Origin of the sequence: Rhodopseudomonas sp. (assembly GCF_036404135.1) — a bacterium.
Taxonomy (GTDB): Bacteria; Pseudomonadota; Alphaproteobacteria; order Rhizobiales; family Xanthobacteraceae; genus Rhodopseudomonas_A.
Map to the genome: position 1 here is coordinate 1 of NZ_DASWPE010000139.1, position 13,919 is coordinate 13,919.

The 13,919-nt window shown below is 65.7% G+C and carries 14 protein-coding genes; 6 read left to right on the top strand and 8 right to left on the bottom strand.

What is annotated here, in order from left to right:
• Nucleotides 1–582: 582 nt before the first annotated feature.
• On the bottom strand, nt 583–1,566 hold the full coding sequence (locus VGC77_RS16920; RefSeq protein ID WP_331172730.1) for a ParA family protein: 984 nt from the start codon (nt 1,564–1,566) through the stop codon (nt 583–585).
• Nucleotides 1,567–1,714: 148 nt separating this feature from the next.
• Nucleotides 1,715–1,942, bottom strand: a complete 228-nt coding sequence (locus tag VGC77_RS16925; RefSeq protein WP_331172731.1) for a helix-turn-helix transcriptional regulator — start codon at nt 1,940–1,942, stop codon at nt 1,715–1,717.
• Between the two features lie 337 nt (nt 1,943–2,279).
• Here VGC77_RS16925 and VGC77_RS16930 point away from each other — a divergent pair, with 337 nt between their 5' ends.
• Nucleotides 2,280–2,441 (top strand): hypothetical protein, encoded by a 162-nt coding sequence (locus VGC77_RS16930; protein WP_331172732.1) that lies wholly within the window; start codon nt 2,280–2,282, stop codon nt 2,439–2,441.
• A 582-nt stretch (nt 2,442–3,023) separates the two neighbouring features.
• On the opposite strand, the gene VGC77_RS16935 is transcribed toward VGC77_RS16930, so the two are convergent.
• On the bottom strand, nt 3,024–3,224 hold the full coding sequence (locus VGC77_RS16935; RefSeq protein WP_331172733.1) for a hypothetical protein: 201 nt from the start codon (nt 3,222–3,224) through the stop codon (nt 3,024–3,026).
• Nucleotides 3,225–3,309: 85 nt separating this feature from the next.
• Nucleotides 3,310–5,781, bottom strand: coding sequence for a bifunctional diguanylate cyclase/phosphodiesterase (locus tag VGC77_RS16940; RefSeq protein WP_331172734.1), 2,472 nt, complete (start codon nt 5,779–5,781; stop codon nt 3,310–3,312).
• A gap of 167 nt (nt 5,782–5,948) precedes the next feature.
• On the opposite strand from VGC77_RS16940, the gene VGC77_RS16945 reads away from it, so the two are divergent.
• A complete protein-coding gene (locus VGC77_RS16945; protein ID WP_331172735.1) occupies nt 5,949–6,149 on the top strand; it encodes a hypothetical protein in 201 nt (66 codons plus the stop codon).
• Between the two features lie 17 nt (nt 6,150–6,166).
• Nucleotides 6,167–6,796 (top strand): DUF2147 domain-containing protein, encoded by a 630-nt coding sequence (locus VGC77_RS16950; protein WP_331172742.1) that lies wholly within the window; start codon nt 6,167–6,169, stop codon nt 6,794–6,796.
• A 39-nt stretch (nt 6,797–6,835) separates the two neighbouring features.
• Here VGC77_RS16950 and VGC77_RS16955 read toward each other — a convergent pair whose 3' ends face one another.
• The 4 genes from VGC77_RS16955 to VGC77_RS16970 all read right to left on the bottom strand — a co-directional run bounded on the left by VGC77_RS16955 (nt 6,836) and on the right by VGC77_RS16970 (nt 12,516).
• Nucleotides 6,836–7,759: a GGDEF domain-containing protein gene (locus tag VGC77_RS16955; protein ID WP_331172736.1), complete on the bottom strand. Its 924-nt coding sequence runs from the start codon at nt 7,757–7,759 to the stop codon at nt 6,836–6,838.
• Nucleotides 7,735–8,835, bottom strand: a complete 1,101-nt coding sequence (locus VGC77_RS16960; RefSeq protein WP_331172737.1) for a cobalamin B12-binding domain-containing protein — start codon at nt 8,833–8,835, stop codon at nt 7,735–7,737. The genes VGC77_RS16955 and VGC77_RS16960 overlap by 25 nt, the downstream gene beginning before the upstream one ends.
• A 497-nt stretch (nt 8,836–9,332) precedes the next feature.
• Nucleotides 9,333–11,348, bottom strand: a complete 2,016-nt coding sequence (locus VGC77_RS16965; RefSeq protein WP_331172738.1) for a hypothetical protein — start codon at nt 11,346–11,348, stop codon at nt 9,333–9,335.
• 61 nt (nt 11,349–11,409) lie between these two features.
• Nucleotides 11,410–12,516 (bottom strand): YbhN family protein, encoded by a 1,107-nt coding sequence (locus VGC77_RS16970; protein ID WP_331172739.1) that lies wholly within the window; start codon nt 12,514–12,516, stop codon nt 11,410–11,412.
• A 403-nt stretch (nt 12,517–12,919) separates the two neighbouring features.
• On the opposite strand from VGC77_RS16970, the gene VGC77_RS16975 reads away from it, so the two are divergent.
• The 3 genes from VGC77_RS16975 to VGC77_RS16985 form a co-directional block, all read left to right on the top strand.
• Entirely contained in the window at nt 12,920–13,426 is a 507-nt protein-coding gene (locus VGC77_RS16975) for a ferritin-like domain-containing protein (RefSeq protein ID WP_331172740.1), read from the top strand.
• Nucleotides 13,427–13,485: 59 nt separating this feature from the next.
• The gene (locus VGC77_RS16980; RefSeq protein ID WP_331172741.1) at nt 13,486–13,674 is read left to right on the top strand and encodes a DUF3008 family protein; all 189 of its coding nucleotides are present in this window, start codon (nt 13,486–13,488) and stop codon (nt 13,672–13,674) included.
• 85 nt (nt 13,675–13,759) lie between these two features.
• Nucleotides 13,760–13,919 (top strand): low affinity iron permease family protein (locus VGC77_RS16985; protein WP_331172743.1); only part of this gene is annotated, 160 nt, incomplete at its 3' end.

Below are 13,919 nucleotides of genomic sequence, written 5' to 3' on the forward strand. Positions count from 1 at the left end.
CGTTGGTGTCTCGCAACCCGATCCTACCGGGCAAATCGCCGATGGCCGCCGCAAAGCCGCCCGCCCGCTACGGCGCTATTTGAGGTCGCGCGTGCGGGCGGCTTTGCTCTACCGAGCTACACCACTTGGCGGGACACGACCTCGCCGGTTGCGCGCGGGGCTCGCTACGCGACGGTTGAAAGCGGCGGCGCAGCCCGGTGGATTGCCGTGCAAGGGCTCGCTACGCGATGGGTGTAAGCGGCTCCGTGCATGGACTGTGCAAGGGCTCGCTACGCGACGGGTGTGAGCGGCAGCGCCCGCGTTTCCCAGGGGGGTGTGAGCGGGAGCGGTGCGATTCCCCTCACCCTTGCGGGGAGGGTCGGCCGAGCGGCGGTCGGCGCTTGCGCCGATCGCCGGCGGAGGCCGGGGTAGGAGAAGCCGGGGATCGTGCGTGTGTAATCGTTGGCTGGGTAAGGAGCTTTACGCCGTAACCCACCGGTTTCAACGTCCGAGTAGATTAGCTATATTCGTGGGTAAGGTACTGTGCGCTAACCAATCTTACCGGCCGACCTGTGGGGCATAGGCTGCCAACCTATAAAGCCCTCACTCGATTGTTGCAACGAAGTCTCGAAGATTGGGTTGCTGCCGGTCAAGTTGTGACTGGTTTACTTGCGCACTCCTGCCCGCGAAGTGCTTTATTCCAGCGGTCAGTCTGCACATGGGTACTCCCAAGGCGCCCGAAACCACGGACGCTGTGTTGGCATCATTGATTTGTTGTTCGAACATGGCGCGGAAGGTCTGGCGAGACGTCGGGGCGGGGCTGCCGCCAGGATGAACGGCAAAAACCCCTGGGTTTGCCTGATAGACACGGAACACTTCGGCGAAAATCTCGAGAACAACATTCCGGAATGCACTCGCTGAGCTGTTGTTCATTTGTGTCAAGCGATTTCCGACATACGAATAGATGCGGGGAAGCGCCATGCGGTATTGCTGGGTATTCCTGAAGAACTGAGATTGCGGCTGTCCTGGCCTCCGCTGCACACCATAGACCAGCGCCAGAACTGATCTCACCGCCCTTTTCGATGAGCCGTCAGCGGAGAAGGGGATAATGAGACGGTCCGCGGCCGAAATCGCTAACTCAGTGTAGACTGTGAAGCTCGGATTGCAGTCAAGGAAAACCGTGATGTCGTCCTGATTCCAAGCCCGCCGGACATCGTCAGTGAGATTTCGAATCCACGTGTGAACGATTTGCCAAGCATTTCCCGGACCCGCCGCACAAGCGAGTTGGATTCTGGCGGCCTGCATTTCAAGCTCTTCGTCTCCACAGATAAGATAGACGTTGTCTGGAACATTTGGGTTTTTCGATCGGACGTGCGTCAAATAGTTGGCGCCTGAATGCGTGTCGACGTAGGGGCTCACGATGCGGTCAGCGATATAACCCGAGATAGTCTGAGGTGGCGTCATGCCTGCGAGGTCTTCGATAGCGGCCTCTCCATTCACCATGCCACCGAGCAACATGCTCGAAGAATTTGCTTGTGGGCAGAGATCAACGACGAGCGACCTTTTGGTCGCTATGTGTGCGGGCATACTCGGCGGCTACCTGGAATGTGAGGTAACTTTTTCCGACTCCCCCTTTGTTGTTCCAAAGTGCATAGACCGCCATGACAAAAGTCCTTCCTCAATTGTATCGTGGGTTGCCTCTTTGCCAGAGAAGCTTGTTGTAATGTTACAAAATCTACGCACGCAGTCGGACGCCGGGGCCTCCACCATTTGGCGGGATGAATTCGACGCCCGCGGCTTCGAGAGCGGCCTGGATCGCAGTAAGATTGTTCGCTATTGGCGTGCGTTTCCCGGTTTCGAAATCTCGGATTGTGGATACACCGGTTCTTGACGCTTCCGCGAGCTGTGGCTGCGACCAGTTGATAAGGGCGCGGGCGGCACGGGACTGGGCTGGAGTCAACATGGTGGGAGGCTAAACCAGCCGGTTCTTTATAGCAACATCATCGTTTAAAATTGAAGTCATCTTTTGAAGTTGGGGCCGGGAGACTCTTGCTGACGAATTCTGTCGTAACTGTCACAGGTTGAGTGATGGCGCGACTTGCGCCATCACCTTGGGCCGGGCGGATATTTCCCAAAGGATGCGCCGGCGAAATTGCTCGAACTCAATCTCGCCCGTGCCAGTGCCGTGGCGGATCCTTCAGTTGTCGCCGACGAGGCGTCTGACCACGAGGATTGATGTCCCCTGAACCAACCTCCCGCGCCTACCGACCTACCTATGGGACGAGAGCAGGGAGCTTGCCATGGTTGCGATCGCCAGAGCTGTGTCGCGTGCGTTCACCCAGGCCGACAATCCAATCGAGCTGGAATGCCTGAAGCCGATCGTGTTGCTGAGCAGCGCCGGGCTGCTGGTTTCGGTGCTGCTGATGAGCTACGGCGCCGACCTCAGCCCGGGGCTGTTCTGAAGAGGGGCTGTTCTGAAGATCGCCGCGTGCCGCGCGAGGTGTTGTTCCTTTGATGCGGTTGTCCGGCGGGTTCGGCGCAAGAGCGCCTGACCTATGCCCTCCGACGAAGCGCAGGCCCGCACGATCTGCGGCTTCCCCCACCCCGGCCTCCGCTGGCGATCGGCGCTACGCGCCGAGCACCGCTCGGCCGACCCTCCCCGCAAGGGGGAGGGGAATCGCGAGGCTTTCCGGCAAGGCATTTGCTGAGAGTAGCAGGGGGTTACGGCGCAAGCGCGCCTGACCTCGCCTCCGACGAACCGCAGGCCCGCACGATCTGCGGCTTCCCCCACCCCGGCCTCCGCTGGCGATCGGCGCCGCGCGCCGACTGCCGCTCGGCCGACCCTCCCCGCAAGGGGGAGGGGAATCGCGAGGCTTTCCGGCAAGGCATTTGCTGAGGGAAGCGGTGTGTTACGGCGCCAGAGCGCCTGACTCACCCTGCAAGGTAACTGTTGAAGGACGCGGTGGGCACCGGCGCAACGGCGAATAACCCACCCTAAAAGGCTGACAGCTACAAGGCTGACAGGTCGATTGACGCTTCGCCAATCACCCCGGCGAAAGCTCCGCGACCCGCGCCGGCTCCGCGCGCCGCGCCGGAGGCTCCGGCTCCGCCACCCGCACCACCGGGGCGAAGCATTCCAGATTGGCGATCAGCGCCGAAAAGATCACCCGGTGCTCGATCGTCTCGGCCTCGCTCAAGGCCTTGCGGTAGCGCCTCAGATTCTCGTCCCGGACATAAGGTTGCATGCAGGATCTCCTGGTTAAATTACCAGCCTAGAGAGCGGACCCCGGGGCGCCAATTCCGGGAGATTACGCAGGTGGCGCGACGGCTTCAGCCGACCAGCCGCACCGCCTCGTGCGCGGGCGGCGCCGCCGCGCGATGGATCACTCCGGCTTTGAGCAGCGGGCGCAGCGCCTCGACGCCGACCGGGCGGCTGAAATAATAGCCCTGCACGTTGCGGCAGCCGGCGCTGAGCAGGAAGGCGAGCTGCTCCGGGGTCTCGACGCCCTCGGCGATCGCCTCCATGCCGAGCTCGCGCGCCAGCACCAAGGCGGCGCGCACGATCGCGGCGTCGCCGGATTCGATCGCCACCTCGGTCATGAACTGCTGCGGGATCTTCAGCCGGTTGACGCGGTAGGTGCGCAGATATTCCAGCGACGAATAGCCGGTGCCGAAATCGTCGATCGCCACGCTGATGCCGAGTTCGCGCACCCTTCGGATGGTGTCGCTGTTGGCCTTGGTGGATTCCAACAGCGCGAATTCGGTGAGCTCGATCTCGATCAGGTCGGGGTCGACGTCGTAGCGCGCCAGCGTCTCGCGCAATTGCTGATCGAGCGGCAGCGCGCCCTTGAACTGCGCCGCCGAGATGTTGACGGCGACCCGCGGCGGCTCGATGCCCTCGGCCTGCCAGCGCTTGATCTGCCGGCAGGCTTCCTCCAGCACGAAGCGGCCGAGCCCGACGATGGCGCCGGTGGTCTCGGCGATCGGAATGAAGGCGCCGGGATACAAGAGGCCGCGCGTCGGGTGATTCCAGCGCACCAGCGCCTCCAGCCCGTTGATGCGGCCGCTCGGCACCTCGACCTGCGGCTGATAGTGCAGCGTCAATTCGCCGTTGCGCAGCGCGGCGTGCAATTCGTCGTTGATGCGGACCCGCTCGCGCACCGCGCTGTCGAGCTCGACCGAATGAAACACGTAGCCGTTGCGGCCCTCGCTTTTGGCGCGGTACAGCGCCAGATCGGCCTGGATCATCATCGCCTCGGGCGATGCGGTGGTCGGACCATAGACCGAGATGCCGAGGCTGGCGGAGACGTGCACCTCGTTGCCGTCGAGGTCGTAGCGTTCGTCGAGCGCCTCGATCAGCCGCGCCGCGACGCCGGCGATGGTGTGGCGGTCGGAGACGTCGGCGAGCAGGATGGCGAATTCGTCGCCGCCGAGCCGGGCGATCAGGTCGCCTTCGTCGAGTATCGCGGTGAGCCGGCCGGCGGCGATCTGCAGCAGCCGGTCGCCGATCGGGTGGCCGAGCGTGTCGTTGACGTCCTTGAAATGATCGAGGTCGAGGCAGACCACGGCGAAATGACCGTCGTGCTGCCGCGCCGCGGCGAAGGCGGCGGAGAGCTGGCCGAGGAAGCTCGCGCGGTTGGCGAGCCCGGTCATGGCGTCGAGGCTGGCGAGCCTTGCCACCTTGGTGCTTTCGCGCTGCAGGTCGGCGGTGGCGCCGCGCAGGCTGTCGGTGAGAAATTCCAGCCGCAAGGTGCGCTGCAGCGAGCGCAGCAGATAGCCGACGATCAAAGCGGTCATCAACAGCCCGGCGATCAGCACCGCGATCGCCAGCGTGGTGGAGCTGGCGATGGCGCCTTCGCCGGCCGGGGCGAACAGCGCGCCCCATTCCTGGTCGGCGATCCGGATGGTGCCGGTGGTATGCAGCCCGGCGCGCATCGCGGCTTCGTCGGGGGCCTGCGCCGGCGTGGTGCGGGTCCGCGACGGATGCCACAAGATGCCGCGCTCGGCGCCGCTCCTGGTTGGATCGAAGAAGTAGATATCGAGGCCGGACGGCAGCAGCTTGGCATTGAGGATGCTCTCGATGGTCGGGCCGATCTCGAAAATCCCGCACAGATAGCCCAGCGGGATCCGCGGCGTCTCCGCGGCCGGTGCGGCGTTGGCATAGACCGGCATGAACACCATGAAGTCGCCGGACTCCTGCTTGGTCAGCATGTCGATCGGCGGCGTCGCCGCCATCTGTCCAGTGGCCCGCGCCCGCGCGATCGCCGCGGCGCGTTGCGGCCGCGACGCCATGTCGAAGCCGAGCACCTGCTTGGTGGAGTGCTCGGCGTACAGCACCGGGAAATACTCGTCGCGCTCGGGCGCCCGCACCCGGCCGCCGCCGCCGTCGCGCTGCCAGATCTCGAAATCGGGAAAGCCGTGGTCGTCGACGAACTGCTCGAACCGTTCGCGTTGTTCGCGGCTGACGCGCGGCATCCAGCCGGTGTTGCGCAGGCCGCTGACGCGGGCGCGCAGATCCTTGGCGAAGGCCTGGAATTCGTGGCGGTTGACTTGGTCGCTATGGTCGAAATAGGCCCGCAGCGGATACAGCACGTCGGTGGCGCGCTCCAGATCGGAATTCAGCACCTGCAGATAGTTGCCGGCGATCTCGCGCAGCTTGAGGTCGGCGATCCGCTGCTCCCATTTGGAAATCGCCAGGAAGGCCGCCACCGACAACAGCGTGCCGAGCAGCGCCGCGACCACCGTGACCAGATAGCGCCGGGCACGCGCGCCGGCGGAGGGATTTTGCGACGAACTGTCCACGGGGTGGTCTCGGGGGCGGCGTTGCGAGGTTGCGCGGCATCGTTGCCGACGCGGGAACTCAGGGTGCGACCGAAGTTCCCAAAGAAAACCTTACAAGGGCGGCCGGGTGGAACCCGAGTTCCGACAGTGCAAATGATCGCTTAAGAAAACCCTGCGAGCGCGTCGGATTGACCTCGATCAATCGCGCCGCGCGGTGGTTGGCGGCCGCGGCGGGCGACTTGCAATCGATGGTTGCAGGGGTTAATTGCCTCGACGGCGATGCGCGATGGCTTGCATTGCCGCAGCGGTGGCGGCAAACCATCAAAATGCCATCTGCGGAGGCTGTGATCGTGGTCGGTATCAATCAGTTCGGCGGCATATCAACATGAATAAACCCGGTGGCGCGATGGGAACGTTTGGTTTTGGGGTTCGACGGCTTGCTGCGGTGGGGGCCGCGTTGGCGGTGCTGCTCGGCTCGGCCATGGCGGCGGCCGCCGCGGAGCCCACCGCCGCGGGGCTGTGGCAGCGCAGCGAAGACGGCAAGCCGGTGCTCTGGCTGCTGATGCTCGACCGCGGCAACGGGCTGTTCGAGGGCGTGGTGGCGAAGACCTTCCCTAAGCCCGGCACCGACGCCAACGCGATCTGCGATGAATGCGAGGACGACCGCAAGAACGCGCCGATCCTCGGCATCTCGCTGATCCGCGACATGAAGCGGAAGGGCCTGGAATATCTCGGCGGCAACATCCTCGACCCGCGCAACGGCGATATCTGGAAGGCGCAGCTCAAGGTCAGCCCGGACGGCCAGGCGCTGACGCTTCGCGGCTATCTGATGACGCCGATGCTCGGCAAGGACGAGACCTGGCAGCGGCTGCCCGACACCGCGGTGGCGCAGCTCGACCCGGCGATCGTCGCCAAATTCCTGCCGGCACAGGCGGCGCAGTCGGCGCAAGCCGCCACCGCGGGGGCGGCGGCGAAGCCCGCCGCAGCACCGGCGGCGATCAAGCCGAAGCCGGCGCCGCTTGCCGCGCCGAAGTAGCGCGGCCAGCGCCGGCGGCACTTGCCGCCGCGCCGCGGCTCAGCCGGCGACCACGCAGTTGCGGCCGGAGTGTTTCGCGGCATAGAGCGCGGTGTCGACGCGGCGCATGAAAGCGTCGCGGGATTCCGCGGCGGCGAGCGTCGCCACGCCGAAGCTCGCGGTGACCGGACCGGGCAGTGACGGCATCGGCCAGGCCTGCAGCGCGGCGCGGATCCGCTCCGCGCTGCGCAGCGCCTCCTGCAGCGCGGTGTGCGGCAACAGCACGACGAACTCCTCGCCGCCGATCCTTGCCGCGACCTCGGTGGCGCGGGTCTGGTCGCGCAACAGCGCGCCGAACGCCGCCAGCACCTTGTCACCGACGTCGTGGCCGAAGCTGTCGTTGATGCTCTTGAAATGGTCGAGGTCGGCCATGAAGGCGCTGAGCGGCTCGCCGGTGCGTTCGAAGCGCTTGATCTCGGTGCTCAGTTCCTGCTCGAGCCGTCGGTGATTGCCAAGCCCGGTCAGCGAATCGGTCAGCGTCAGCGCCACGATCTCGGCCTCGCGCTGCTGCAGCTTGATGTTGCTCTGCGCCAGTTCGAACTGCGCGTCGGCGTAGTCGCGGTTGAGCTCGAGCATCTTGGCGTTGAGCCGCTCCAATTCGTCGATGTCGTATTCCGCCAGCACCTGCAGCACGCCGTCGCGGCGCCACACCCGGCCGCGCAGCGTCCGCGCCGCCGCCATCGCATCGCCCATCGTCAGCAGCCCGCGATAGACCTCGCCGGCGGCGTCGGGTGCGATCCGCAGCAGCGCCGCGAATGTCGGCTGCACGAAGACGCGCGACGCCGGCGCGCCGATCAGTTGCTGCCCCGGCAGCCGGGCGATCCGTAGGAAGCCGGCATTGGCGTCGACCAGCGTGCCGTCATCGGCGAGCGTGGCCGCCACCACCGCGCAGAGTGGTCTCAGTTCGGGCGCGATCCACGGCACCGGATGTCCTCGTCGTTGAAAAGGCGGTCGGCCGCCGCGAGCGCCGCCCTGGCGTCGGCGCCGCAGCCGTCGGCCCCGACCATGCCGACCAGCCAGTCGAAATGATTGATCGCCAGGCCGCCGATCAACACCGCCGGGCGGCCGGATCCGAAACGCCGGCCGATCTGCCCGATGGCGTCCTTGACGTCGGTGAGCTGCTGGGCAAACGACACCGTCAGCCCGACGATGTGCGGCGACCAGCTCTCGATCTGCTGCAGCAGCGCCGCGGTCGGCACGTCGGCGCCGAGATATTGCACCTGCCAGCCGGCGAGCTGAAAGGCGTCGGCCACCATGCGCAGCCCGACGCTGTGCTGATTGCCGGTGACGCCGGCCAGCAGCACCCGCCGGCCGTTCGAAGCCGGCGGCTTGGCGCGCAACAGCGCCATGGTCATCACCGCATGCACGATCGCGGTGGCCAGATGTTCTTGCGCGACGCTGACCTCGTTGGCCTGCCAGGCTTCGCCAATGCGGTACATCGCCGGCTGAATCACCTCGAGTTCGACCTCGGTCAGGCTGCGACCGGCATCGAGGCCGCGGTTGATGATAGCGAACGCGCCGCGCTGATCGCCGTCGAGCAATGCGGTTTGCAACGCCACCACCTCCGGCGCGGGAGGCTCCGGCGCGGCGGGCTGGGTGGTCGCCGCTTCGCTCGCCGCGACGAAACGCTGGCGCGCCGCCAGCAGCGCGGCGTGGACCACCTCGCCGTCGTCGCGGTCCATCCGCGCGGCGAAATACTCGGCGAGCCATTGCAGCGATTGCGCAAGGCTGTGCGGCGGGACGTTGCGCGCGGCGAGCACGCCGTCCAGCCAGCGCAGATAGGCCAGCATCGGCGCCAGCGAGCCGAATTGCAGCGCCGATTTCAGGAATTCGAGATGATAGACCAGATATTCCCGGCACTCGTCCTGCCGCTTGAAGCGGTCCGGAAACGGCAGCGAATCCGGGAAGAAGCGTTCGGTGACGACGCGCGCGGCGTCGCATTCAAGGGTCTGAAACCGCCGCAGCGCGGCCGGTCCCAGCGTCTTCAGTCCAGCGTCCATGTTCGCTCCTTGAGGCCGGTCATCGCCAACGGCGAATGGCCGGCATCACCTTGCGGCTCCGGTTGGCGCCCCCGAGGTGTGTTGCGCGTTGCCGTGGCCGCGCCGGTGGCTCTGCCGATCCGCGCCGCGCGTCAATCCGAACTTCCGCCCTAGAACCTCGGTTCTGATAGATCAGAACCGGCGCTCTAGATTGTTATTTTGACGCGTTTTCATTACGCGAACCGGGATCCACTTCGCGCGAAAACGCTATAGCGCTAGGCTCTGCCGGTTTGCGCGAGCATGATGCGTCCCGAAAACCGCGATGGATTTTTCGCGATCATGCGCGAGATAGGCCGTGGCGATCCCGCGCAATCGCAACGCGCAAACCACGCGCGCGGTCGACCGGCGGACCTCAGCCTGTCGGACCTCGGGATAATCCCGGCGGGTTAACATTGTCTGGGGCAGGCGGTTAAGATTATCGCCGTGCGTACTATCTCGGCATTGCGTGTAGTTGCGGATCAGCGCGCGGAACGGTTGTCCGGTGCCGGCGGCGGCAGCGGCTCCTGCGTCACCTCGGCGGGGTCCGCGGCGTCGAGATGCAGCACGCTGGCGGCCGCCGGCAACGCCGCATCCGCCATCGCGGCGTGGCCTTCGGCGGAAGGATGCACCGCGCCGCCATAGACCGCCGAGACGATGCCCCAGGTGGCGTCGTGAATATCGGCGGGCTGAATCGCCGCCGGCAGCCCCTGCGGATAGGTCATCGCCGAAAAATAGCTGTCATTGGCGTCGCGGATCCAGCGCGCGCGCGGCAGATAGGGGCGATAATTGCTGGCGCCGAAGCCGCACAGCATCGGCTGGCTCGCCGCCGAGACGATATCCGGATCGAAACTGTCGCCCTTTGGCGAGAAGCAGGCGCGGTCGAATTCCGGATCGCTGGCGGCGCGGGCGCAGAAGCCGTGATTGGCGAACACCGCCTGATGCGCATCGACGAAGCTCATGCGATCGGCGGCGGGATCGCGGCACAGCACGCCGCCGCGGCACAGCGCGAAATTCTTCAGCTGCGGCAGGAATTCCTGCTGCACGAAATTGGCGACATTGGCGAGCCGCGCCGGGTCGGCGTTGAACGACGGGTGGATGTCGAAGCCGCCGCGGCCGCCGGGGCAGGGCGCGCCATTGTCGAGCGCCGGATTGGCGTAGGAGGTGTAGATCACCCGCGACAGATCGCCGCCGACCAGCGGCTTCAAGGCTTCGCGCAGCTTAGCGAAGGACTGCGGCAGATCGCGCGACAGCGCGGCGTGCGAATCCTCCACCGAGCCGATCACCCCGGAGCGGCGAAACAGCGTGCGCTCGGTGGAGTTGTCGACGATCACGTCGGCGACGAGACCCGAGAAGTTGATGTCGTTGGCGCCGATCGACAGCAGCAGCAGATCGAGATTGCGCTCCGGCTGCCGCTTCTTGGCGGCGGCGAGCGCCTCGCGCAATTCGGCGAGCTGGGCGTTGACGCTGCTCGGGCAATTGCCGCCGGATTTGCCAGGCAGGCATTCGCGGGCGCGCTGGCTGCCGAACAGCCCATCGGTGATGGTGGCGCCGGTGCAGGCCAGCGGCAGATAGGTCACCGCGACGTGCGGATAGCGCGCGGCGAGCCCGAGCGCGGTGCGGGTCTGGTAGGAATACAGCGAGCGGTGACAGGCGGAGTTGAACCACTGCGCGCTCTGGCGCTGCCAGACCTGCAGCGTCTCCGGCGCCTCGCAGGCCCGCCCGCCCTTGTAGCCGGCGCGGCTCGGCCGATAGAACTGGCCCGGCCCGCCGATATAGGAGCGGAAGCAGAAGCCGTCATCGGACAGCGCGATCGGCCGGTCCGGATTGCCTTCGCCGGCGGCGATGGAATCGCCGAGCCCGGCGATCAGAATGTCGCGCACCATGATTTCGCCGGTGACGCGCTGCGCCGGTTCGGCGCCGCTGGAGACCTCGACGCTGACCAGCGTCGGGCGACCGTAGCGGGCGCGGAAATTGATCGGCTCGACGCAATCCTGCGTCGAGGTGCGCGGCGGGCCTTCGCCTTCGTCGAACGACCAGGCGCAAATGCCGCCGACCGGGATCGCGCCGGCGAGCCGCACCGTGACCGGATGCTCGGTCGGCGTCAGATAGCTTTCCTTGACGCCATCGCGGCTGCACGGCTCGCTGACATGGCCGGCGAGATCGATGCACAGCCGGTTGACGGTGTTGCGGGCCCAGCCGCGGCCGTCGCTCTGCACCGCCAAAGCCTGCTCGGAGGCGAGCACGCTGCCGCCGGCGCGCAGGCTGTCGACATGGCTCAAGAAATCGCGCTCCTCGCGAAACAGCCGGAAGCGGTTACGCACCTCCCAGCTGATCTGCATGCCGCCGTCGGCGGCCAGCGGCACGGGCTGCGCCAGCGGCGCGGCTTGCGGCGCGGCGGCCGGCTGCGCGGCGGCGGGCTGGGCGGCGGACAGGGCGAGGCCGATCAGGATCAGGCCGAGCGTGACGGGGTGGCGCAGCGCAAGAATTTCGGTCATGGCGCGTTCAACGCCATGGATGGGGCAAAAGTATGGGAACTGGGGCTTCGCCGCCGCCCGCTCAGCCCTTGGACTGCCGCTTGGGGGCTTGCGCCGGCTTGACCGGCGGCGGCAGCCGCTTCGGGATGCCGGGGCGCTGCGCGATCGCCGCGATCGGGGCGTGGCCGTGGCCGTTCACCCGCCGCGCCTGCCAGGGCTCGACCACGTTGAGCCACAATTCGCGGGTGCCCATGATGGTAATCGAGATCCCGAACGGGATGACGAAATACAACAGCCGGAAGATCACCAGCGTGGCGACCAGTTCCTCGCGGGCGAATTGCGGCAGCGCCAGCAGCATCGCGGCGTCGAACACCCCGAGGCTGCCCGGCGCGTGGCTGGCGAAGCCGAGCAAGGTGGCGAGGATGAACACCACCGCCAGGGACACGAAATCGATCCCCGGATGTGCCGGCATCAAGAGATACATCGCCAGCGCGCAGAAGCCGAGATCGACCACGCCGATCACCACCTGCAGCAGCGTCAGCCGCGCCGACGGCAGCACCACCTTCCAGCCGTTCTGGCCGAGCTCGCGGCGGCGCTTGCCGAGCGCGATCCACAACAGATAGCTGGCGATGCCGGCGAGGCAGCCGACGCCGATCAGCCGGTTGATGGATTCCGGCAGCAGGTCCATAGCGCTCGCCGCCGCCGGATGCCAGGCCATGCCGATGCCGAGCACGAACAGATTGCCGAGCCAGAACGTCAGCCCGGAGATGAAGCAGATCTTGGCGACGTCGATCGCGGTGAGGCCGTAGTCGGAATAGATCCGGAACCGGATCGCGCCGCCGGTGAACACCGTGGCGCCGATATTATGGCCGATGGTGTAGGAGGTGAAGCCGGTCAGCGCCGCGATGCGATACGGGATATGGCGCTTGCCGATGGTGCGCAGCGCGAAGAAATCGTAAAACGTCAGCGTGCAGAACGCGCCGATCACGCACAACGCCGCGAGTGCGATCTGACCCGATGATTTCTCGGTCAACGCAACAAGGATGACGCCGCTGTCGACGCCCTTCAGCGTCTTGACGAGCGAGTGGATCGCGAAACCGATGATGAGGATGCTTGCAACGATCCCGAGCCGCTTCCAGCCCACTCGCTCCTTGAAACCGCGCCGCAGCGCGGTCAACACTCGATGCATTCATCCTCCGGGCGGGGCAACGCGTTGAACGCCGATTGAGGCGAAGACATGCGAGCGGCTGCCAAACGACACATATGCGCAATTCCTTAAGGCAAAAACGGCTCGCTGCGCAATCGGGGCCGCAAAACGTCGCCCCGCATCATCGCGATCGTACACCAAATGCCCTTGATATAGCGCAAACCATAGCGCCAATACGACACCGGAACGCGGCGTTTCGTCGCTTCCCGGCTTCCCCATATAGGTCGCGATCGCGCCGCCGCCATCATCCGTTCCGGCACAGCGCGCCGGCGTTTTCGCCGCGCAACGGAACGCGGCCCGCGCTGAACGGTTAACCCCGGTCTCCACACCGAAACATCCAACGGACCCGCACAAGCTGCGATGTTGCAACATGAGGAACCGCAAGATGGGACTTTTCACCAAAGACATCAAGACGATGAACGATCTGTTCGTGCACCAGTTGCAGGACATCTATTACGCCGAAAGGCAGCTCGTCAAAGCGCTGCCGAAAATGGCCGACAAGGCCACCGACGCGCAGTTGAAGCAGGGCTTCATGACCCATCTCGATGAAACCAAGGTCCACGTGCAGCGGCTGGAGCAGGTGTTCGAGATGCACGGCGCCGCGGTCAAGGCGGTGGATTGTCCGGCGATCGACGGCATCATCGAGGAGGCCGATGAAGTGGCCGGCGAGGTCGACGACAAGTTGGTATTGGATGCGGCCCTGATCAACGCCGCGCAGGCCGTCGAGCATTACGAGATCACCCGCTACGGCACGCTGGTATCGTGGGCCAAGCTGCTCGGCCGCGCCGATTGCGCGAGCGTGCTCGCCAAGACCCTCGCCGAGGAGAAGAACGCGGACAGCAAGCTGACCAAGCTGGCGGAGTCCCGCGTCAATCTTCAGGCCGCTGAATAATTCCCACCGCCGGCCGCGAAGTATCCCTTCGCGGCCGGCACCGTTTTGGAGGTCTAGTCATGCCTGCAAAATCCCAGGCCCAGCAGAAAGCCGCCGGTGCGGCACTGTCCGCCAAGCGCGGCGACACACCCAAGAGCGAGCTCAAGGGCACCTCGAAATCGATGGAGAAGTCGATGACCGAGAAACAGCTCGACGAGCTTGCCTCGACCTCGCGCAAGGGCAAGCCCGAACACGCGGCAAAGGCCTGACAGCTATTATTTCGTGCGTGCCCGCTGGGCACGGAACAGCAGACCTCCGGGCGGGTTAGTCACCGCATCAACCGGGGGTTTTGCCATGGTGTCTTCCAATAGTTCCGGCCGGCCGAAGCGCTCGGCGTTCACCTGCTTTTCAGCCTGGGTCGCCAATGCCGCAGGCAGGCCGATCACCTTCGTCGGCGCGTTCGGCATTATCGTCTTATGGGCGGTGACGGGGCCGTTCGTCGGCTTCGGCGATA

Coding starts and splice junctions, on each gene's coding strand:
- VGC77_RS16920 (WP_331172730.1), bottom strand. CDS start 1,566: ATGCCCGCACACATAGCGACCAAAAGGTCGCTCGTCGTTGATCTCTGC.
- VGC77_RS16925 (WP_331172731.1), bottom strand. CDS start 1,942: ATGTTGACTCCAGCCCAGTCCCGTGCCGCCCGCGCCCTTATCAACTGG.
- VGC77_RS16930 (WP_331172732.1), top strand. CDS start 2,280: ATGGTTGCGATCGCCAGAGCTGTGTCGCGTGCGTTCACCCAGGCCGAC.
- VGC77_RS16935 (WP_331172733.1), bottom strand. CDS start 3,224: ATGCAACCTTATGTCCGGGACGAGAATCTGAGGCGCTACCGCAAGGCC.
- VGC77_RS16950 (WP_331172742.1), top strand. CDS start 6,167: ATGGGAACGTTTGGTTTTGGGGTTCGACGGCTTGCTGCGGTGGGGGCC.
- VGC77_RS16960 (WP_331172737.1), bottom strand. CDS start 8,835: ATGGACGCTGGACTGAAGACGCTGGGACCGGCCGCGCTGCGGCGGTTT.
- VGC77_RS16965 (WP_331172738.1), bottom strand. CDS start 11,348: ATGACCGAAATTCTTGCGCTGCGCCACCCCGTCACGCTCGGCCTGATC.
- VGC77_RS16970 (WP_331172739.1), bottom strand. CDS start 12,516: ATGCATCGAGTGTTGACCGCGCTGCGGCGCGGTTTCAAGGAGCGAGTG.
- VGC77_RS16975 (WP_331172740.1), top strand. CDS start 12,920: ATGGGACTTTTCACCAAAGACATCAAGACGATGAACGATCTGTTCGTG.
- VGC77_RS16980 (WP_331172741.1), top strand. CDS start 13,486: ATGCCTGCAAAATCCCAGGCCCAGCAGAAAGCCGCCGGTGCGGCACTG.